General features: G+C 66.0%; 19 protein-coding genes. 10 read left to right on the top strand and 9 right to left on the bottom strand.

Annotation, left to right across the window (positions count from 1 at the left end):
- The first annotated feature begins 25 nt into the window (after nt 1-25).
- Complete coding sequence (locus LQF09_RS18145; RefSeq protein WP_270068623.1) at nt 26-1957, top strand: ATP-binding cassette domain-containing protein; 1932 nt, start codon at nt 26-28, stop codon at nt 1955-1957.
- A gap of 13 nt (nt 1958-1970) precedes the next feature.
- On the opposite strand, the gene LQF09_RS18140 is transcribed toward LQF09_RS18145, so the two are convergent.
- Nucleotides 1971-3185 (bottom strand): HD-GYP domain-containing protein, encoded by a 1215-nt coding sequence (locus tag LQF09_RS18140; RefSeq protein ID WP_037984489.1) that lies wholly within the window; start codon nt 3183-3185, stop codon nt 1971-1973.
- A gap of 199 nt (nt 3186-3384) precedes the next feature.
- Between LQF09_RS18140 and thrH the strand changes: the two genes are divergently transcribed.
- The 6 genes from thrH to LQF09_RS18110 all read left to right on the top strand — a co-directional run bounded on the left by thrH (nt 3385) and on the right by LQF09_RS18110 (nt 9351).
- Complete coding sequence (gene thrH / locus LQF09_RS18135; protein WP_002928719.1) at nt 3385-3996, top strand: bifunctional phosphoserine phosphatase/homoserine phosphotransferase ThrH; 612 nt, start codon at nt 3385-3387, stop codon at nt 3994-3996.
- 14 nt (nt 3997-4010) lie between these two features.
- Nucleotides 4011-4886 carry a formyltetrahydrofolate deformylase gene (gene purU / locus LQF09_RS18130; protein WP_002928722.1) on the top strand — a complete coding sequence of 292 codons (876 nt, stop codon included), beginning with the start codon at nt 4011-4013 and terminating at the stop codon, nt 4884-4886.
- Between the two features lie 110 nt (nt 4887-4996).
- A complete protein-coding gene (locus tag LQF09_RS18125) occupies nt 4997-6418 on the top strand; it encodes an aspartate kinase (protein WP_002928724.1) in 1422 nt (473 codons plus the stop codon).
- 228 nt (nt 6419-6646) lie between these two features.
- Complete coding sequence (locus LQF09_RS18120; protein ID WP_270068622.1) at nt 6647-8443, top strand: acyl-CoA dehydrogenase C-terminal domain-containing protein; 1797 nt, start codon at nt 6647-6649, stop codon at nt 8441-8443.
- Between the two features lie 63 nt (nt 8444-8506).
- A complete protein-coding gene (locus tag LQF09_RS18115) occupies nt 8507-8998 on the top strand; it encodes a thioesterase family protein (RefSeq protein WP_002928727.1) in 492 nt (163 codons plus the stop codon).
- Nucleotides 8999-9006: 8 nt separating this feature from the next.
- Complete coding sequence (locus tag LQF09_RS18110) at nt 9007-9351, top strand: cupin domain-containing protein (RefSeq protein WP_270068621.1); 345 nt, start codon at nt 9007-9009, stop codon at nt 9349-9351.
- A 92-nt stretch (nt 9352-9443) separates the two neighbouring features.
- Here the strand turns inward: LQF09_RS18110 and LQF09_RS18105 are convergent, their stop codons facing one another.
- The 5 genes from LQF09_RS18105 to LQF09_RS18085 form a co-directional block, all read right to left on the bottom strand.
- On the bottom strand, nt 9444-10670 hold the full coding sequence (locus LQF09_RS18105; RefSeq protein WP_002928755.1) for an ammonium transporter: 1227 nt from the start codon (nt 10668-10670) through the stop codon (nt 9444-9446).
- Nucleotides 10671-10787: 117 nt separating this feature from the next.
- A complete protein-coding gene (glnK, locus tag LQF09_RS18100) occupies nt 10788-11126 on the bottom strand; it encodes a P-II family nitrogen regulator (protein WP_002928757.1) in 339 nt (112 codons plus the stop codon).
- A gap of 98 nt (nt 11127-11224) precedes the next feature.
- Nucleotides 11225-12574, bottom strand: a complete 1350-nt coding sequence (locus tag LQF09_RS18095) for an ammonium transporter (protein ID WP_270068620.1) — start codon at nt 12572-12574, stop codon at nt 11225-11227.
- Nucleotides 12575-12587: 13 nt separating this feature from the next.
- Complete coding sequence (gene glnK, locus LQF09_RS18090; protein WP_002928762.1) at nt 12588-12926, bottom strand: P-II family nitrogen regulator; 339 nt, start codon at nt 12924-12926, stop codon at nt 12588-12590.
- 63 nt (nt 12927-12989) lie between these two features.
- Entirely contained in the window at nt 12990-13751 is a 762-nt protein-coding gene (locus LQF09_RS18085) for a TorF family putative porin (protein WP_270068619.1), read from the bottom strand.
- A 271-nt stretch (nt 13752-14022) separates the two neighbouring features.
- Between LQF09_RS18085 and LQF09_RS18080 the strand changes: the two genes are divergently transcribed.
- From LQF09_RS18080 to LQF09_RS18070, 3 genes are all read left to right on the top strand, one after another.
- Nucleotides 14023-14280 carry an accessory factor UbiK family protein gene (locus tag LQF09_RS18080; RefSeq protein WP_002928770.1) on the top strand — a complete coding sequence of 86 codons (258 nt, stop codon included), beginning with the start codon at nt 14023-14025 and terminating at the stop codon, nt 14278-14280.
- Nucleotides 14281-14369: 89 nt separating this feature from the next.
- Nucleotides 14370-15872: a YifB family Mg chelatase-like AAA ATPase gene (locus tag LQF09_RS18075; protein ID WP_002928771.1), complete on the top strand. Its 1503-nt coding sequence runs from the start codon at nt 14370-14372 to the stop codon at nt 15870-15872.
- Nucleotides 15873-15997: 125 nt separating this feature from the next.
- Nucleotides 15998-17191: a multidrug effflux MFS transporter gene (locus LQF09_RS18070; RefSeq protein WP_002928772.1), complete on the top strand. Its 1194-nt coding sequence runs from the start codon at nt 15998-16000 to the stop codon at nt 17189-17191.
- Between the two features lie 15 nt (nt 17192-17206).
- On the opposite strand, the gene LQF09_RS18065 is transcribed toward LQF09_RS18070, so the two are convergent.
- From LQF09_RS18065 to LQF09_RS18055, 3 genes are all read right to left on the bottom strand, one after another.
- Nucleotides 17207-17599 carry a rhodanese-like domain-containing protein gene (locus LQF09_RS18065; RefSeq protein WP_002928773.1) on the bottom strand — a complete coding sequence of 131 codons (393 nt, stop codon included), beginning with the start codon at nt 17597-17599 and terminating at the stop codon, nt 17207-17209.
- A 78-nt stretch (nt 17600-17677) separates the two neighbouring features.
- Nucleotides 17678-18403, bottom strand: coding sequence for an ABC transporter ATP-binding protein (locus tag LQF09_RS18060; protein ID WP_002928774.1), 726 nt, complete (start codon nt 18401-18403; stop codon nt 17678-17680).
- Nucleotides 18393-19160 carry an ABC transporter ATP-binding protein gene (locus LQF09_RS18055; protein ID WP_270068618.1) on the bottom strand — a complete coding sequence of 256 codons (768 nt, stop codon included), beginning with the start codon at nt 19158-19160 and terminating at the stop codon, nt 18393-18395. Before LQF09_RS18055 ends, LQF09_RS18060 begins: the two co-directional genes overlap by 11 nt.
- Between the last annotated feature and the right edge of the window lie 65 nt (nt 19161-19225).

Here is a 19225-nt window from a genome sequence, read left to right as displayed (position 1 = left end):
CGGCCCCGAAGCCGTGTATCCGTTCGTGATCAGTCTTCGCAATCTGCGCCTCGCTCGCGGCGCCAAGGTCCTCATCGAGGCCGCTACGCTGCAGATCCACCCCGGCTGGAAGGTCGGCCTCACCGGCGCCAATGGCAGCGGTAAATCCAGCCTGTTCGCCATGTTGCGCGACCAGCTCCACCCCGACCAGGGCGACCTCGACATGCCGCCGGGCTGGGTGATCGCCCACGTCGCGCAGGAAACGCCCGGTCTTGCACAGCCGGCAATCGACTACGTGCTCGATGGCGACGCCGAATTGCGGCGGATCGAGGCCGAGTTGGCCGCGGCCGAGGCGGCCCACGACGGATCGCATATCGGTGAGCTGCATGCGCGCTTGCACGAGATCGGGGGCTATTCGGCGCGCGCGCGCGCGGCGGCGCTGCTCGATGGCCTGGGTTTCCTGCAGTCCGATATCGAGCGTCCGGTCGCGGACTTCTCCGGCGGCTGGCGCATGCGTCTTAACCTGGCGCAGGCGCTGATGTGCCGCTCCGACCTGCTGCTGCTCGACGAGCCCACCAACCACCTCGACCTCGATGCCGTGATCTGGCTGGAGGCGTGGTTGCGCGATTACCGCGGTACCTTGCTGCTCATTTCTCACGATCGCGAGTTCCTCGACGCCTGCGTCACCCATATCGCCCACATCGAACAGCAGAAGCTCGCGCTCTACACCGGCGGCTACTCCGACTTCGAGCGCCAGCGCGGCGAGCGCCTGATCCAGCAGCAGGCGATGTTCGAGAAGCAGCAGCGCGACATCGCGCATATGGAGGACTACATCCGCCGTTTCCGCGCCAAGGCCACCAAGGCGCGCCAGGCGCAGAGCCGGATCAAGGCGCTGGAGCGCATGGAGCGCATCGCCGCGGCGCATGTGGACACGCCCTTCAGCTTTGCCTTCCGTGACGCGCCGCCGGCGCCCGATCCGCTGCTGCAGATCGAGGACGGTGCGGTGGGCTACGGCGACAAGACCGTGCTAGAGCGCATTACGCTGACCCTGCGCCCGGGCGAGCGCGTCGGTCTGCTGGGGCGCAACGGTGCGGGCAAGTCGACCCTGATCAAGCTGCTGGCACATGAACTGCAACTGGCCGGTGGCCGCCGCCTGGAGGGCAAAGGCCTCGCTACCGGCTACTTCGCCCAGCATCAACTGGAAACGCTGCGCCCGGACGAGTCGGCGCTGCAGCACATGGTCCGCCTCGATCCGCAGACGCGCGAGCAGGAGTTGCGCGACTACCTCGGCGGTTTCGACTTCCGCGGCGATGGTGTAGGCGGCACCTCCACTCCGGCGACCACGCCTTGCGGCCCGTTTTCGGGCGGCGAGAAATCAAGACTCGCGCTCGCGCTGCTGATCTGGCAGCGACCCAATCTGCTGCTGCTCGACGAGCCCACCAACCATCTCGACCTCGAGATGCGCCACGCGCTGACCATGGCGCTGCAGGACTATGAGGGGGCGATGGTGCTGGTCTCGCACGACCGTGCGCTGCTGCGCGCCACCTGCGACCGCTTCCTGCTGGTCGATGGCGGATGCATCCAGCCCTTCGACGGCGACCTCGACGACTACCGCGACTGGCTCGCAAGCCGTCGCGCCGAGGTTGCCGCCGCAGCGGCTTGTCCCGACCAGGCCGCCGACAAAGCGGCGCGCAAGGCCGACCGCGCGCAGGCTGCGGCCGACCGCCAGGCGCGGCTGGCGGCGCGCCGCCCGCTGGTAAAGGAAGTGGAGCAGATCGACAAGCGCCTGACCGCGTGGAACAAGGAAAAGGCGGAGATCGATGCGAAGCTTGCCGATCCGGCGCTCTACACCGGCCCGCAGGCAGGCGAGGTGCCGGCCCTCAACAAGCGTCAGGCGGAGCTTGCCGAGCGCATCGAGGAGGCCGAGCTGCGCTGGCTGGAGCTCAACGAGGCCCTGGAGGCGATCCCGGCCGATTGAGGCGCGGCACCGATCATTGCGGCAGCCAGCGTACCGGGTCGATCTGCCAGCTTTCGAAGTCCTCGTGGCCGACAATGCGGTCCTGCGAACGGCGCAGGTCGATGTTCTGCGGCTTGAGGTAGTGTCCGGCGGTGTGAAAGATCACCTTGACCACAGGCTGCATCGGCTTGTCGTCGTTCTGCGACTGAACCACCGCCAGGCGGCGGCTCTCCAGCCGCACCAGGGCGCCGGTGGGATAGATGCCGACCGAGCGGATGAAGGCCTTGACCATGTCGGGCTTGAAGTGGCCGTCGGTCCAAGTCAGCAGCTTGCGCAGCGCCTCGGTGGGCGCCATGCCCTTGTGATAGACGCGGTTCGAGGTGATGGCGTCGTACACATCGACGATCGAACCCATCTGGCCGTAGAGGCTGATCTCGTCGCCGCGCAGCTTGTTCGGGTAGCCGCTGCCGTCGAAGCGCTCGTGGTGCTGGGCAGCGACGTCGAGGGCGATCTGGCTGATGCCGGGCGAGGCCTGCAGGATGATCTTGCTCTGCACGACGTGGCTCTTCATCTTGTCGAATTCGGCGTCGGTGAGCTTTGCCGGTTTGTTGAGAATCTCGTCGGGCACCTTGGCCTTGCCCACGTCGTGCAGCAGGGCGCCGATCGCGATCTCCCGGATCGTCGGGCGATCGAGTCCGAGGGTGCGGGCGAATGCGACCATCAGCGCACACACCGAAACCGAGTGCTGGAAGGTGTAGGCGTCGTGTTCCTTGAGGCGGGCCAGAGGCGCGAGGGCGTCGGGCTCGCAGAAGATGGAGTCGACGATGCGCTCGACCAGCGGCTCGATCTTCTCGAGCTCGATCTGCTTGCCGAGGCGGATGTCGGTCATCATGTCGCGCACGATGAGGTTGGCTTCGCCCTTGAGCGCGCGTGCGCGTTCGAACTCGCTGCCGGACTTGCGCGCGGTGGCGACGACGGGGGCCGGGGCGGCCTCTGGTTGCGGTGCTTCAGGCCTTGCAGGGGCCGCCTCGACAGCCGGTGGTTCGACCGCGACGACCGCTTCGGGGTCAATGCCGCGCTTGATGTCGATGAGGATTTCCTGGACGCCGGTCTCGCGCACGCGGCGTACCGTCTCCTCGTCGCCGACGAGAAAGCTGTTGCGCAGGAAATTGTGCTCCAGCCAGCTGCACTTGAGGTCGTGGATGTACACGCCCGGCTTCAGGCTGGAGATGGGGATAGGCTTGATCACGTCATCGCGTCCGCGCGAGTTCTTGTGCCCCGGATTATCCAATACGGGCATGCGTTATGGCACTGGTCCGCAGGGCCCCGGTCGAGGAGTATTGCACGGACACCTTGCGGTCGGCTTGCGATTCGTGACCGGCCGACGTCCCCGTGGCCACACACTGCTAGAATCCCGGATTTCCCGAACCTGTTAGCTGGAGTGCGTGGTGCGTATCGTCTGTCTCGACCTCGAAGGTGTGCTCGTCCCCGAAATCTGGATCGAATTCGCCGAACGTACCGGCATCCCCGAGTTGCGCCGTACGACTCGCGATGAGCCCAACTACGACACCTTGATGAAGTACCGCCTGGACATCCTGGCGCAGAAGAAGCTCGGCCTGCCCGATATCCAGGAGGTCATCGCCAGCATGGGGCCGATGGAGGGGGCGCGTGCCTTTCTCGACGACCTGCGTGACGCCTATCAGGTGGTGATCCTGTCCGACACCTTCTACGAGTTTGCCAAGCCGCTGATGAAGCAGCTCGGCCTGCCCACGCTGTTCTGCCACAGCCTGGAGGCCAACGCCGAGGGCATCCTGGTGAACTACCACCTGCGCATGCCGGACCAGAAGCGCGAGGCGGTCAAGCGCTTCAAGGAGCTCAACTTCAAGGTCGTCGCTGCAGGTGACTCCTACAACGACACCGCGATGCTTGGCGAAGCCCATGGCGGCATCCTGTTCCATCCGCCCGAGAACGTGGTGCGCGAGTTCCCGCAGTACCCGGTGGTGCGCGATTACGCTGCACTGCGCACCGAGATCGACCGCGCATTTGCCCGCGCCGGCTGAGCGTGTTGCCCGATATGCACCGCGAACGCTTCTACACCCTCTCCGCCTCCTGCCCCGACCGTGTCGGTATCGTCGCCCGGGTTTCCGGCTTCATTGCCGAGCACCAGGGCTGGATCCTCGAGACCTCGCTGCATGCGGAGCCGCCGCTGGAGGCGGGTGAGGTTGGGCGCTACTTCATGCGCATCGAGATCAAGGCCGACTCCCTGCCCTTCCATCTTGCCGAATTCCGAGAGCGCTTCCGCCCGCTTGCCGAAGAACTCGAGATGGAATGGAAAATCTCCGATTCGGCGGTCAAGAAGCGGGTCGTGGTGCTGGTGAGCAAGCAGGAGCACTGCCTGTACGACCTGCTCGCGCGCTGGCAATCGAAGGAGCTCGACATCGAGATTGCGTGCGTGGTCTCCAATCACGACACCTTCCGCGGCTTCGTCGAGTGGCACGGCATTCCCTTCCATCACGTGCCGGTGACGGCCGACAACAAGTCGAACGCCTACGCCGAGGTGCGGCGCATCTTCGAAGAGGTGCGTGGCGACACCATGGTGCTGGCGCGCTACATGCAGATCCTGTCGCCCGAGCTGTGTGCAGCCTATCCGGGACGCATCATCAACATCCACCACAGTTTCCTGCCCAGCTTCGTCGGTGCCAAGCCCTATCACCAGGCTTACGCCAAGGGCGTCAAGCTGATCGGTGCCACCTGCCACTACGTCACTGCCGACCTCGACCAGGGGCCGATCATCGAACAGGACGTGATCCGCATCGACCACTCCGATGCGGTCGAGGACATGGTGCGCTACGGCAAGGACATCGAGAAGACCGTGCTCGCCCGCGGCCTGCGCTACCACCTCGAGGACCGGGTGCTGGTGCACGGCAACAAGACCATCGTGTTCCGTTGAAACCTGCGCGCTGTTCGCACCGAGCCCCGCGCGGGGCCTGTCCTTTATTGCGCTGAAACAATACGATAACGGGTTTGGATCGGCCCGCAACCAGAACTGGAACTCACCTCATGCAAAGCCCTGGCAATCAGATGATCTCGGTGGAGAAGATCGGCGGCACCTCGATGTCCGCATTCGGCGACGTGCTGCGCCACATCATGCTCTACGACAGCGCCCGGATCTACGGCCGCATCTTCGTGGTGTCGGCTTACTCGGGTGTGACCAACCAGCTTCTGGAGCACAAGAAGACCGGCCAGCCCGGCATCTACGCCCTCTTTGCCGACGGCGCTGACTACCATGCCGCGCTCGACGGCCTGGCCGTCAGCCTCAAGCAGCTCAACGCTGGCTTTGCCGAGCTGGGCCTGCCGCTCGACGTGGCCGATGCCTTCGTCGATGAGCGCATCGGCGAGGTCAAGAAGTACCTCGACGCGATGCACCATGTGCTCGCCAGCGGCTACATCCGTCGCGAGGACGTGCTGCTGGCTGCGCGCGAGGTGTTGGCCTCCATCGGCGAGTCGCACAGCGCCTTCAACAGCGTCGAGATGCTCAAGGCCAAGGGGATCAAGGCCATCCTGCTCGACCTCGCCGGCTTCCATGACGACGAGGCGTGGACCATCGACGAGCGCATCCACAACAGCTTCAAGGGCCTGGACATCGCCGGCAACGTGATTGTTGCCACCGGCTACACCAAGGGCACGGAAGGCATCATGCGCGAGTTCGACCGCGGCTACTCCGAGGTCACCTTCAGCAAGATCGCGGTCGAGGTGCGCCCGGCAGAAGCCGTCATCCACAAGGAGTTCCACCTGTCCTCGGCCGACCCCAACATTGTTGGCCTGGAGAACGCGGTGGTCGTGGGCGCCACCAACTACGACGTCGCCGATCAGCTCGCCGATGTCGGCATGGAGGCGATCCACCCCAAGGCGGCCAAGCCGATGGAACTTGCCGGTATTCCCATCCGCCTCAAGAACACCTTCGAGCCCGAGCATCCCGGCACGCTGATCACCAAGGACTACGTCGGCGAGCGCGCCCGTGTCGAGATGGTGACCGGCAGCGACAAGGTCACCCTGGTCGAGATTCACGATCCGAGCATGGTGGGTACGGTCGGCTTTGACCTGGGCATCATGGAGATCTTCTGCCGGCACGGCATCTCCTACATCCTCAAGGCCACCAATGCCAACTCCATTGCCCATGTGCTGTGGGAAAGCTCGGTGACGCCGGCGCTGGTCGCCGAACTCGAGGCGCGCTACGAGGTGGTCACCGTCAAGCCGAGCGCGATCGTGTGCGCGATCGGTTCGAACATCAGCATTCCGGGCGTGCTCGCGCGCGCCGCCCAGGCCCTGGCCGATGCACAGGTGAACGTGAACTGCGTGTCGCAGACGCTGCGCCAGGTGAACATGCAGTTCATCATCGAGCGCAGTGACTACAAGAACGCGATCATCGCCCTCAACCACACGCTGTGTGTCAGCCCCGGAGTGCCGGTCCCGCGTGCTTGAACCCCGCACTGCAGCCTGGACTGCAGTGGCAAAGCGGCATGATCGAGGCGACCTGCGGGTCGCCTCGATCGTTTCCGGGGGCGGGGAGTGCAGAGGCAGGCCGCAGAGGCGGCGGAGTTCAAACGATCGTTTGACTCGGGCTTATGTCCGTATAAAATAAAACGAACGTTTGATTGAGTCTGCCCTCGTGCAGGCCGGTCGCCCGACACCACCCGGAGGAGATACGCAATGCCCCAGTACGCCCCACCCTTGCGCGACATGCAGTTCGTGCTGCACGAGGTCATCGACGCCGTCGGCCAGCTCCAGGCCTGCCCGCCGCACGCCGAGCTTGATGTCGACACCTTCAACGCCGTGCTCGAGGAGGCGGGGAAGTTCGCCGCCGAGGTGACCTTTCCGCTCAACGTCGGAGGCGACAGCGAAGGTTGCAAGCTCGATCGTGCCACGCACGAGGTGCGCGCACCCGCCGGTTTCAAGGAGGCCTACGCGCAGTACGTCGCCGGCGGCTGGCCTTCGCTGGCCTGCGATCCCGAGCACGGCGGCCAGGGCCTGCCCCTGGTCCTCAACCAGTGCCTGTACGAGATGCTCAACAGCGCCAACCAGGCCTGGACGATGTATCCCGGCCTGTCGCACGGCGCCTACGAGGCCCTGCACGCGCATGGCTCGCCCGCCCAGAAGGCGCTGTACCTGCCGAAGCTGACCAGCGGCGAATGGACCGGCACCATGTGCCTGACCGAGCCACATTGCGGTACCGATCTCGGGCTGTTGCGCACCAAGGCCGAGCCGCAGGGTGACGGCACCTACCGCATCAGCGGCGAGAAGATCTTCATCAGCGCGGGCGAGCACGATCTCGCCGCCAACATCGTGCATCTGGTGCTGGCCCGCCTGCCCGACGCGCCGGTAGGCAGCAAGGGCATCTCGCTCTTCATCGTGCCCAAGTACCTGATCAACGGCGACGGCTCCCTCGGCGCGCGCAACGGCATCTTCTGCGGCGGCCTGGAGCACAAGATGGGCATCCACGGCAATGCCACCTGCCAGATGGTGCTCGAGAACGCGATCGGAACGCTGGTGGGCGAGCCCAACAAGGGCTTGCAGGCCATGTTCGTGATGATGAACGCCGCCCGCCTCGGCGTAGGCAACCAGAGCCTGGGGCTGACCGAGGTTGCCTTCCAGAACGCGCTTGCCTACGCCAAGGAGCGCATCCAGATGCGCAGCCTCACCGGCCCCAAGGCCACCGACAAGCCGGCAGACCCGATCATCGTGCATCCCGATGTACGCCGCATGCTGCTTACCGCCAAGGCCTATGCCGAAGGTGCGCGCGCGCTGCTGTGCTTCTGCGCGGTGCTGTCGGACAAGGAGCTGCACCACCCTGACGAACAAGTGCGCCAGGACAGCGCCGAGCTGCTTGCGCTGCTGACCCCTATCGCCAAGGCCTTCGTCACCGACAACGGCTTTGCCGCCACCAACGAGTGCATGCAGGTCTTCGGTGGCCATGGCTACATCAAGGAGTGGGGCATGGAGCAGTTCGTGCGCGATGCCCGCATCAACATGATCTACGAGGGTACCAACACCGTGCAGAGCCTGGACCTGCTCGGACGCAAGGTGCTTGGCAACAACGGCGCCACACTGCAGAAGTTCGGCCGCATGGTGGGCGCGCTGCTGCGCGAAGAGGGGGGCAATGAAAAGATGTCCGAGTTCATCAGCCCGCTCGCGCAACTTGCCGAGCAGATGATCAAGTTCACCACCGAGATCGGCGCCAAGGCCTTGCAGGACCCGGATGAGGCGGGAGCCGCCGCGGTGCCTTACCTGCGCGTGGCTGGGCACCTGGTGTTCGGCTACTTCTTCGCGCTGATGGCCGCGGTCGCGCTCAAGAAGCTCGCCGCCGGCAGCACCGACCCGTTCTACACTGCCAAGCTGCAGACCGCACGCTTCTACTTCGCCCGCCTGTTCCCGGAGACGGCGATGCTGATGCGTGCGGCGCGTGCGGGCAGCGCGGCGCTGATGGATACGGATGCCGCACTGGCCTGATGCCGGGTAACCGGGGGGCATCCGCCCTCCGGCCCGTAGCACTCGAGGAGGGATGGCTTACAGATGTCGAAGAGCACGAGTACAAACGAAAGCCCGGTTCAGTTCGAGCCCGAGTTCATCGCCGGTGTGCGCGAGATTTTCGAGCGCAATATCGCATTCAATGCGCTGATGGGCCTGCGCATCGAGGACATCGATGGGGTACGTGCCACCGGGCGAATCGAGATGCGCCCGGAGCTGGTGGGACACTTTCTGCACAACCGCATCCACGGCGGGGTCATATCGGCCTGCCTCGACGCCATGGGCGGCCTGGCGGTGATGGGGGCGATCGGCGCCCGTCATCTGGACGAGCCGGTTTTGCAGCGCCTGCACCGTTTCTCCCGTCTTGGAACCATCGACCTGCGGGTCGATTACCTGCGCCCCGGCATCGGTGAGTCCTTCCGCATGGAGGCCGAGGTGCTGCGCCTGGGGTCGCGCGTCGCCTCGACGCGGATGGGCTTTCTCGCCGCCGATGGCAAGCTGCTCGCCACCGGCTCGGCGGCCTACATCGTGTCGTGAGCGGTGCGATGAGTGCGCCTGTTGCCACCATCCAGCGCGGCAAGCTCGCTGCCGCGCTGCCGCCGCCAGCCGGGGGCGAGATCTTCCAGACCCTGTTCGCCAACCCGGCCTGCCGGATCGAGCGCATTGTCTCCCATGGCCATGCAAGCGCCTCCGGCGAGTGGTACGACCAGGCCTGGGACGAGTGGGTAGCGCTGCTCGCTGGCGAGGCTGTGCTCGAGTTCGACGGCGGCGACACGATCACGCTCACCGCAGGCGACTGGCTTGCCTTGCCTGCGCACTGCCGGCACAGGGTGTCCTCAACCAGTGCGGATGCGCTATGGCTGGCGGTGCATTGCACAGCATCGGGCTGAGGCTTGAGCGAAAAAACGGCGCCCCGCAGGGCGCCGCTCGAAACAGGACCGGAGGAGAGCGGTCCCGCAGGTGAAGTGCTTGGCCTTGCGGCTCAACTGCGATAAGCGGACTCCCCGTGCGCCGTGATGTCCAGGCCCTCGCGCTCCTCTTCTTCGGGCACGCGCAGGCCGACCAGGATGTCCGCGATCTTGTAGGCGATGAAGGCGACCACTGCCGACCACACGATGGTGACGATCACGCTCCAGGTCTGGATCCAAACCTGGGCGCCCATGGCGAAGTCCTCGCCGCCGGTGCCGCCCAGGGCGGGCGCAGCGAACACGCCGGTGAGAATCGCGCCGACGATGCCGCCCACGCCATGCACGCCAAACACGTCGAGGGCGTCATCGGCGCCCAGCATGTGCTTGAGGCCATTGACGCCCCACAGGCAGATGAAGCCGGACAGCGTGCCGATCACGATCGCGCCCATCGGGCCCACCGAGCCGCAGGCAGGGGTGATGGCGACCAGGCCGGCGACCGCGCCCGAGGCCGCGCCCAGCATCGAGGGCTTGCCCTTGAGCAGGGCCTCGGCCAGCGACCAGGCCAGCACCGCGGCGGCGGTGGCGAACAAGGTGTTGATGAAGGCGAGCGCCGCGCCCGAGGTGGCCTCGAGGTTGGAGCCGGCATTGAAGCCGAACCAGCCCACCCACAGCAGCGAAGCGCCGACCATCGTCAGCGTCAGGCTGTGCGGTGCCATCGATTCGCGACCGAAGCCGATGCGCTTGCCGACCATGTAGGCGCCCACCAGGCCAGCGATACCGGCGTTGATGTGCACCACCGTGCCGCCGGCAAAGTCGAGCGCACCGTCCTCCAGGAGGTAGCCGCCCGGACCCCACACCATGTGGCAGATCGGCAGGTAGCAGAAGGTGAACCAGATCACCGAGAAGATCAGCACCGCCGAGAACTTCATGCGCTCGGCGAAGGCGCCGACGACGAGTGCGCCGGTGATGCCGGCAAAGGTGGCCTGGAAGGCGATGAAGGCGAATTCGGGCAGCTTCACGTTGTCGGTGAAGGTGTCGGCGAGCGAGTCGATGGTGACGCCGGACAGGAAGACCTTGTCGAGCGAGCCGATGAAGGGGGTGCCCTCGGTGAAGGCCAGGCTGTAGCCATAGACGGCGAACAGCAGTGCGTTGAGCGAGAACACGGTCATCACCTGCATCAGCACCGACAGCATGTTCTTGGCGCGCACCAGGCCGCCATAGAACAGCGCCAGGCCGGGCAGGGCCATCATCAGCACGAGAAGCGTCGCGGTCATGATCCAGGCGACATCGCCCTTGTGCACCTCGACGGCGGCTTCGGCCGCCTCCTGGGCGAGGGCGCCGCCGGAGACGGCGGGCAGGCCGACAAGAAGGCTTGCAGACAGCAGCGTATGGATTGTTTTCATTTTGGGTGTGCTCGCTTACAGGGCGTCGGTACCGGTCTCACCGGTGCGGATGCGGATGACCTGCTCGAGATCGAAGACAAAGATCTTGCCGTCGCCGATCTTGCCGGTGGCGGCGGACTTCTCGATGGCTTCCAGAGCCTGGTCGAGCACGTTGTCGTCGACAGCTGCCTCGACCTTCACCTTGGGCAGGAAGTCGACGACATACTCGGCGCCACGGTAGAGCTCGGTATGGCCCTTCTGGCGGCCGAAACCCTTGACCTCGGTGACGGTGATGCCCTGCACGCCGATGGCCGACAGTGCTTCGCGGACTTCGTCGAGCTTGAAGGGCTTGATGATCGCGGTGATGAACTTCATGGTCTTCTCCGGTGCGCGGGCGGGGCGCCGTAGCGCCCCGCCCTGCGGTTTGCGAGCCGGCAGGCGACGCCTGCCGGGTGAGGCTTGCTGGCTGATGCTTACTTCGTCACGAACTCGGGGTAGGCTTCCTGACCGCACTCGGTGAGGTCGGTGCCTTCGTACTCTTCCTCGGCCGTGACGCGAATACCCATCACCGCCTTGAGCACGCTCCACACGATCAGGCTGCACACGAAGACCCACACGAAGATGGTCAGGGCACCGACGATCTGGCCGATGAAGCTGACGTCGCCGTTGGTGACCGGCACCAGCAGCAGACCGAGCAGGCCGCAGCTGCCGTGCACCGAGATGGCGCCGACGGGGTCGTCGATCTTGAGCTTGTCGAGGAAGGTGATCGACAGCACCACCAGCACACCGCCTGCGGCGCCGAACAGGGTTGCCACCAGCGGGGTCGGGGTCGAAGGCTCGGCGGTGATCACCACCAGGCCGGCGAGCGCGCCGTTGAGCAGCATGGTCAAGTCACCCTTGCCGAACATCAGCTTGGAGACGATCAGTGCGGCTACCGCACCACCGGCTGCGGCAGTGTTGGTGTTGAGGAACACCATGGCCACCGAGTTGGCGTTGGCGATGTCGCCCAGCTTCAGCACCGAACCGCCGTTGAAGCCGAACCAGCCCATCCACAGGATGAAGGTGCCGAGCGTGGCCAGCGGCAGGTTGGCGCCGGGGATGGCGCGTACCTCGCCGTTGGGGCCGTACTTGCCCTTGCGGGCGCCGAGCAGCATCACACCGGCGAGCGCGGCAGCCGCACCGGCCATATGCACGATGCCCGAGCCGGCGAAGTCCGAGAAGCCGAGGTCGCCCAGGTTGTACAGGCCGAGGACGTCGTTCTCGCCCCAGGTCCAGGAGCCTTCCATCGGGTAGATGAAGCCGGTCATGACGATCGCGAAGGCCAGGAAGGCCCACAGCTTCATGCGTTCGGCAACGGCGCCGGAGACGATCGACATCGCGGTGGCGACGAACACGACCTGGAAGAAGAAGTCGGAAGCGCCGGAGTAGATCGAGTCGCCGCCGAAGCCGTCCTCGCGCTCTGCGAAGGCCTGGAAGGCTTCATCGACGAGCTTGTCACCGCCGTCGATACCTGACAGGAAGATGCCGCCGCCATACATGATCGCGTAGCCGCAGATCAGGTACATGATGCAGGAGATGGCGAACAGGGCGACGTTCTTGGTGAGGATCTCGACGGTATTCTTCGAGCGCACCAGGCCGGCCTCGAGCATCGAAAAACCCGCTGCCATCCACATCACGAGGGCGCCGCACACCAGGAAGTAGAAGGTGTCCATGGCGTACTGCAGCTCGAAGACGTGCTTGAGTACCTCTGATTCGCTGGCCACCGCGGGGCCGGCAAGGCTGGCGGTCGTGGCCACCAGCAGGGGGGGCAGGATTCGCTTCATTGCATGTTCTCCCTTAGAGCGCATCTGTGCCGGACTCGCCGGTGCGGATGCGAATGGCCTGTTCGAGATCGAAGACGAAGATCTTGCCGTCGCCGATCTTGCCGGTGGCGGCGGACTTCTCGATGGCTTCCAGCACCTGGTCAAGGATGTCGTCGGTCACCGCGACCTCGACCTTTACCTTGGGCAGGAAGTCGACGACGTACTCGGCGCCACGGTAGAGCTCGGTGTGGCCCTTCTGGCGGCCGAAGCCCTTGACCTCGGTGACCGTGATGCCTTGCACGCCGATGGCCGAGAGTGCTTCGCGCACTTCGTCGAGCTTGAACGGCTTGATGATGGCAGCGATGAGTTTCATGGGGCTTGCCTCTGTCATGGTTCTCGCAAACGGCCCGGAAGCGGGTGTCCGGGCCGCGAGGGATCAGAATTCCTTCGTGAAGGACAGCGCGTAGCGGTCGCCGGCCGCGTTCTTGCCATTGCTGCCGAAGCAGTAGGGCTGACCAAGTGCGCAGCTGCCATTGGCGTCGGAGTCCGAATAGCTGAATGCAACGGTGCCGAAGCCGACGTCCTTGCTGATGCCCAGGCCCCAGTCGGTGTAGGTCGCATCGCTGTTCTTGCGGATGCGCTGGTGGCCGACGTGCGCCGACAAGGTCCAGGTCGGGGCGACCTCGTACTCGGCGTTGAGCTCCAGATAGTTGCTGTTGCGGGTCTTCTCGCCATTCGTGCCCGTCCACCCGAACAGGTGCTTGGAGACGGCGTGCGAGTACTTCAGCTCGAGGAACTGCCAGCCCAGCGACAGGTAGACCTCGGTCGAGTCCGGCGACGGCGTGCCGGCGATCTTGTCGCCCGGGTAGTAGTACTGGATCACGCCGACGTCGTAAGACAAGGGGCCTGCTTCGCCCGCATAGCCGACGTAGAGGTCGAGCTCGAGGCTGTTGTTGGTCTTGGCGATGTCGTCGACCCAACCGACGTTCGAGCCCCAGGTGCCGATGTAGAGCCCGCTCTCGTGCGCGTAGTCGAAGCCGCCCTGCAGTGCCGGCTTGCCCTGCGACTGGGTGATGCCGCGGAAGACGTAGTCCGTGGTGATGGTCAGGTTGGCGCTGATGGGGCCGTCGCCGGCATGGGCGACGCCTGCGAAGGGCAGTGCGGCAAGAAGGGCGGTGGTGAGAAGGGACTTGCGCATGATGAACTCCTGAGCGGGTTTCGGGTTTTGACGCTGATCCCAAAGCACGGCGTGTGCCAGCAAACTGAAGTGATTGTTAAATATGAAGTTATCAGGATGATTGGGGGGGCGCAGCCGTTGTTTTGCTGCGCTGCCGCACGGATTCATGCACGAGAATGGCTCGGTATGCACCGACTTGGTGCATCGAGCCGGGCCGTGACTGCCAGCTTCTGGTGCATCGCGGGCGGCGTGCTAGACTTCGCGCCATTCCTCACGTTTCAGGCAGGCCACCATGAGCACTCCCCGCATCCTTGACGAAATCGGCGCCAAGCTCTCCGAGCTCGCCGCCAACAGCCCGGTTCGCGACATCGAGAAAAACGCCAAGGCGCTCATCGGCAGCGCGTTCGGCAAGCTGGAACTGGTGACGCGGGAGGAGTTCGAGGTGCAGCGCGAGATGCTCGCCCACAGCCGCCAGAAGCTCGCCGAACTTGAACAGCGGGTGGCAGAGCTCGAGCGTCTGCTTGCCGCAGAGGCAGACCGCAGCGTTTGACCACAGTCCGGATCGATCTGTCCGGAATAGTTTTTTGTCATTTTTTGCTTCTCCGCTAGACTGGCGCTCCGTCCAGTCCGGAGAACCGCATGTCCCTTGCGCTGGTGCGCAGTCGAGCGCTCGACGGCCTCGAAGCCCACGAGGTCATGGTCGAGGTGCACCTGGCCAACGGCCTGCCGGCATTCAACCTCGTCGGCCTGCCCGATACCGAGGTGCGCGAGGCGCGTGATCGTGTGCGCGCCGCGATCCAGACCTCGCAGTTCGAATTCCCACAACGCCGGATCACCGTCAATCTCGCGCCTGCCGACCTGCCAAAGGAGGGCGGGCGCTTCGATCTCGCCATTGCCGTTGGCATCCTGGCCGCGTCCGGTCAGGTGGCTGATGGGAGCCTTGACGGCATCGAGTTCTGTGGCGAGCTGTCGCTGACCGGCGGCCTGCGCGGGGTGCGTGGTGTGCTGGCGGTGGCGCTGGCCGCAGCACGTGCGCGCCGTAAGCTGGTGCTGCCGGCCGACAATGCTGCCGAGGCCGTGCTCGCCCAGGATGCCTTCGTGCTGGGGGCTGCCAGCCTGCTTGAGGTGTGCGCTCACCTCAATGGCCATACCGTGCTGCAGCGTGCGGCATCACGGCCTCCCGAGACAGCGTTACGCGACGGCATGCCCGACCTCGCCGACGTGCGTGGTCAGTTGCAGGCGCGTCGCGCGCTTGAGGTGGCAGCAGCAGGTGCGCACTCGATCCTGCTTTTTGGCCCGCCCGGCACGGGCAAGTCGATGCTCGCTCAGCGTCTGCCGGGGCTGTTGCCGGTGATGACCGAGGCGGAGGCGGTCGAGAGCGCCGCGCTGTTCTCGCTCGAAGGGAGCTTCGATCCCGCGCGCTGGCGCCAGCGGCCCTTCAGGGCGCCCCACCACACCGCTTCGGCTGCCGCGCTCGTCGGCGGCGGGGCGATGCCGCGGCCAGGCGAGATCTCGCTGGCAAACCACGGCGTGCTCTTCCTCGACGAGCTGCCGGAGTTCGATCGCCGTGTGCTCGAGGCTTTGCGCGAGCCGCTCGAGAGCGGCACGGTGACGGTGTCGCGTGCGCGCAAGCGCGCTGAGTTTCCGGCCCGCTTTCAGCTCGTGGCCGCGATGAATCCGTGCCCCTGCGGCTATGCCGGCCATCCGCATCGCGCCTGCGTGTGTACGCCTGAGCAGGTGGCGCGCTATCGCGCGCGCATCTCCGGCCCGCTGCTCGACCGCATCGATCTCAGCGTTGAAGTGCCTGCGATCGCGCACGATGAGCTTGCCAGCGCCAGTCCGGGGGAGGATTCGGCCGCGGTGCGCGCACGCGTGGCGACGGCGCGCTCGCGTCAGTTCGAACGCCAGGGCACGGTCAATGCCCGCCTCGAACCGGGGCAGGTGGAGCGCTGGTGCACACCGGACGCCGCCGGGGCGAGCCTGCTCAAGCAGGCAATGAGCCGCCTCAACCTGTCCGCGCGTGCCTATCACCGCATCCTGCGCGTCGCGCGCACGCTCGCCGACCTGGCTGGCCTGGCTCAGCCCGGATCCGCGCAGGTGGCCGAGGCCATCCAGTACCGGCGCAGCGTCGATGGGCGCTGATCGCGGGCGCCCGCCCCCGCACTGGGTTAAGCTGGTGTCCTTGTTCCCGAACCGACCTGGATGCCGTAGGCGCACTGCCTCACACGGGCTGTGTGCTTCCTTCCCGCATCCGGCTGACTCCTTACATGCCTGCCAACGCACTCTGGTTGCCCTGGCTGCTCGCGGCATTGTCCGCGATCGGCCCATTCTCGATCGACACCTACCTGCCTGCCTTTCCGCGGATCGGCGCCGATCTCGAGGCGACAGCGATCCAGGTTCAGCAGACCCTGAGCGCCTACATGCTGGGGCTGGCGGGCATGGTGCTGTGGCACGGTGCGCTGGCCGACCGCTATGGGCGCCGGCGTGTGCTGCTCGTGCTGACCGCGGTGTTCGCCCTGGCCTCGATACTGTGTGCCGCCGCGCCCAGCATCGAGTGGCTGTGGCTGGGGCGCGTCCTGCAGGGTGTATGCGGCGGCGCTGGCGTTGTCGTGGGCCGTGCCGTGGTGCGCGATGTTCATGAGGGGGCGCAGGCGCAACGTCTGATGGCGAGGGTGATGCTCATCTTCGCCCTTGCGCCGGCGATCGCGCCGTTGGTGGGCGCCGCCCTCCTTGCGCTCGCCGGCTGGCGCTCGATCTTCATCTTCCTGGCCGTGTTCGGTATCGCGCTCACGCTGGCGACCTGGCGCCTGCTGCCCGAGACCTTGCCGGTGGCGGAGCGCCAGTCGCTGCACCCGGCGCAACTGTTGCGCGGCTACCGGGCGGTCTTCGGCAGCCCGGCCTTCGTGCTGCTCGGCTTGACCGCCGCACTCAATTTCTGCGGCTTTTTCCTCTACGTCATGTCCGCACCCGTGTTCATCCTTGAGCACCTTGGCCTGGGTACGACGGGGTTCATCTGGCTGTTCGGCCCCGCCGTGGGCGGGATGATGCTCGGCTCGCTGCTCTCGGAGCGCATGGCCGGGGTCTGGCGGCCGGGGCGCACCGTTGGGGCGGGTTTTGCCCTCATGTTCGCGGCCGTGCTGGCAAACCTGCTCGTGTCCGCGGGCTTGCCTGGGGCGGAGCGTTGGATCGTGCTTGCGGTCGGCCTCTATTGCTGCGGCATGTCGATTGCCACGCCGACACTGAACATCCTCGCCCTGGATCTGTTTCCGGCGCGTCGCGGCATGGCGTCGAGCTGCCAGAGCTTCATGCAGATCGGCATCAATGCGCTGCTGGCGGGCGTGGTGGCGCCATTGCTGTGGACGAGTACGCTCAGCCTTGCCACAGGCATGGCGCTGTTCGTGGGGCTCGGTGTGTCGTGCTGGCTGCTGTGGATGTGGCGGAGGCGCCAGGCGACGCTGTGAGTGCGGGCCGTGCGCTCAGCACTGCGCCCAGGGCAGGCCGTCGAAGCGCCAGCCATTGACCGAGTTGCGGTGGTGGTTGGCGTCGAGTTCGCCTTCGAAGCCATGGCTGACGTTGTAGACGGTGGTGAAGCCCGCCTGTTCGAGCGCCTCGCCCGCGACTTCTGAGCGATTGCCGGAGCGGCAGATGAGCAGGATCGGGCGGTGGCCGCCGTTGCCGGCGAGTTTCTTGACCTCGCCCACGAAGTTCGGATTCACCTCCCAGTCTGGGCCGTCGTTCCACGACACATGGATGGCGCCCACCGGATGGCCGACGAAGAGGTATTCGATCTCGCTGCGGACGTCGATGAGCAGTGCGTCCGGCCTGGACTGCAGCAGCGCATGGGCTTCCTTCGGCGTGATGTGTTGCATGTGCAGGGCTCCGGCTCCGTGGGTGAAGGATTATATTCTGAACAACGGATACGGGTCGCGGCGCATCCACGTCCTGCACTAGTCGCCGCCGAGATAGGCGCGACGTACGCGCGTGTCCTCGAGCAGGGACGGGCTGCGCCCGCTGAGGACGATGCGGCCGTTCTCCATCACGTGCCCCTGCGCGGCGAATTCGAGCGCGAGGCGGGCATTCTGCTCGACGAGCAGGATCCCCAGTCCGGCTGTCGACACCGAGTCCAGCACCTCGAACACGGTGTCGACGATGCGTGGCGCCAGCCCCATTGAAGGCTCGTCGAGCAGCAGCAGGCGCGGGCGCGACATGAGTGCACGGGCGATGGCGAGCATCTGCTGCTCGCCGCCGGAGAGTGTGCCGGCGGTCTGGTGCAGGCGCTCGTGAATCCGCGGCAGCATGGTGAAGACCTTGTCGAGGTCGGCCTCGATGCCGTGGCGATCGTTACGCGCATAGGCGCCCAGGCGCAGGTTCTCGGCCACCGTCAGGCGCGCGAACAGCCCTCTCCCCTCGGGCACCAGGGCGATGCCGCGGCGCACGCGCGCGTGGGCTTCCAGCTTGTCTATGTCTTCGCCCGCAAAGCGCAGCCTCCCTGCAGCCAGCGGCGTGGCCCCGGCAATGGCGGCCAGGGTGGAACTCTTGCCCGCGCCATTGGCGCCGATCAGGCAGTGGCGATCGCCTTCGCAGATGGTGAATGAGACCCCTTTCACCGCCTCGATGCCGCCGTAGGCGACGGTCAGCGCGTCGACCTGCAGCAGCGTGCGGTCACCTTGCATGACTGCCTCCCAGGTAGGCGGCAATCACGACGGGGTCGTGCCGCACCGCTGCGGGTGTGCCTTGCGCGATCAGCCGACCGAAGTCGAGTACGGCAATGCGGTCGCACGCTGCCATGACCAGGCTCATGTCATGCTCGATCAGGACGATGGTGACGCCGTCGGCCCTGATGCGCTCGAGCAGGCGTTTCAGTACGCCCGTCTCGGTGGCGTTCATGCCCGCCGCGGGTTCATCGAGCGCGAGCAGGCGTGGCTGGCCGGCGAGCGCACGGGCGATCTCCAGCCGGCGTTGGTCGCCATAGGACAGCGTGCCGGCAGCGGCGTCGGCAAGGTGCGCGATGCCCACATAGTCGAGCCAGCGCAGGGCGCTGGCGCGGCAGGCCGCCTCCTCGGCACGCGCCGCGCGCGTCCCCGCCAGGGTGGCCCATAACCCGGTCCGCGCTCGGGCGTCGGCGGCGACCATGGCGTTCTCGAGCACGCTCAGCTCGCGGAACAGGCGGGTGTTCTGGAAGCTGCGGGCGATGCCGCAGCGTGCAACGGCATGCGGCGGGCCTGCAGGCAGGCTCTCGCCGCCAAGCGTGAAGTGGCCATTGTCGGCACGTTCACTGCCGGTGAGCAGGTTGAACAGGGTGGTCTTGCCAGCGCCGTTGGGGCCGATCAGCCCGAAGATCTCACCCTGTTCGACTTCGAACGAGATGTCGTCCAGCGCTTGCAGGCCGCCGTAGCGCTTGCTGACCTTGCACGCGTGCAGCAGGCTCATGCGTCGCGACTCCGCGGTGGGCGCAGGCAGGTCGCAAGGGGGCGGCATGCGCCGGGCTTGCCCGT

The sequence above is a fragment of the Thauera sp. WB-2 genome (assembly GCF_027594845.1).
Taxonomy (GTDB): Bacteria; Pseudomonadota; Gammaproteobacteria; order Burkholderiales; family Rhodocyclaceae; genus Thauera; species Thauera mechernichensis.
The sequence above is the reverse complement of the archived record's forward strand: the minus strand, read 5'-3'. Positions and strand labels throughout refer to the sequence as shown.

Excerpts from the sequence above, each read along its gene's own strand:
- purU (WP_002928722.1), top strand. The coding sequence starts at position 4,011 with ATGCACCGCGAACGCTTCTACACCCTCTCCGCCTCCTGCCCCGACCGT.
- LQF09_RS18125 (WP_002928724.1), top strand. The coding sequence starts at position 4,997 with ATGCAAAGCCCTGGCAATCAGATGATCTCGGTGGAGAAGATCGGCGGC.
- LQF09_RS18120 (WP_270068622.1), top strand. The coding sequence starts at position 6,647 with ATGCCCCAGTACGCCCCACCCTTGCGCGACATGCAGTTCGTGCTGCAC.
- LQF09_RS18115 (WP_002928727.1), top strand. The coding sequence starts at position 8,507 with ATGTCGAAGAGCACGAGTACAAACGAAAGCCCGGTTCAGTTCGAGCCC.
- LQF09_RS18110 (WP_270068621.1), top strand. The coding sequence starts at position 9,007 with ATGAGTGCGCCTGTTGCCACCATCCAGCGCGGCAAGCTCGCTGCCGCG.
- glnK (WP_002928757.1), bottom strand. The coding sequence starts at position 11,126 with ATGAAGTTCATCACCGCGATCATCAAGCCCTTCAAGCTCGACGAAGTC.
- LQF09_RS18095 (WP_270068620.1), bottom strand. The coding sequence starts at position 12,574 with ATGAAGCGAATCCTGCCCCCCCTGCTGGTGGCCACGACCGCCAGCCTT.
- glnK (WP_002928762.1), bottom strand. The coding sequence starts at position 12,926 with ATGAAACTCATCGCTGCCATCATCAAGCCGTTCAAGCTCGACGAAGTG.
- LQF09_RS18085 (WP_270068619.1), bottom strand. The coding sequence starts at position 13,751 with ATGCGCAAGTCCCTTCTCACCACCGCCCTTCTTGCCGCACTGCCCTTC.
- LQF09_RS18080 (WP_002928770.1), top strand. The coding sequence starts at position 14,023 with ATGAGCACTCCCCGCATCCTTGACGAAATCGGCGCCAAGCTCTCCGAG.
- LQF09_RS18075 (WP_002928771.1), top strand. The coding sequence starts at position 14,370 with ATGTCCCTTGCGCTGGTGCGCAGTCGAGCGCTCGACGGCCTCGAAGCC.
- LQF09_RS18070 (WP_002928772.1), top strand. The coding sequence starts at position 15,998 with ATGCCTGCCAACGCACTCTGGTTGCCCTGGCTGCTCGCGGCATTGTCC.
- LQF09_RS18065 (WP_002928773.1), bottom strand. The coding sequence starts at position 17,599 with ATGCAACACATCACGCCGAAGGAAGCCCATGCGCTGCTGCAGTCCAGG.
- LQF09_RS18060 (WP_002928774.1), bottom strand. The coding sequence starts at position 18,403 with ATGCAAGGTGACCGCACGCTGCTGCAGGTCGACGCGCTGACCGTCGCC.
- LQF09_RS18055 (WP_270068618.1), bottom strand. The coding sequence starts at position 19,160 with ATGAGCCTGCTGCACGCGTGCAAGGTCAGCAAGCGCTACGGCGGCCTG.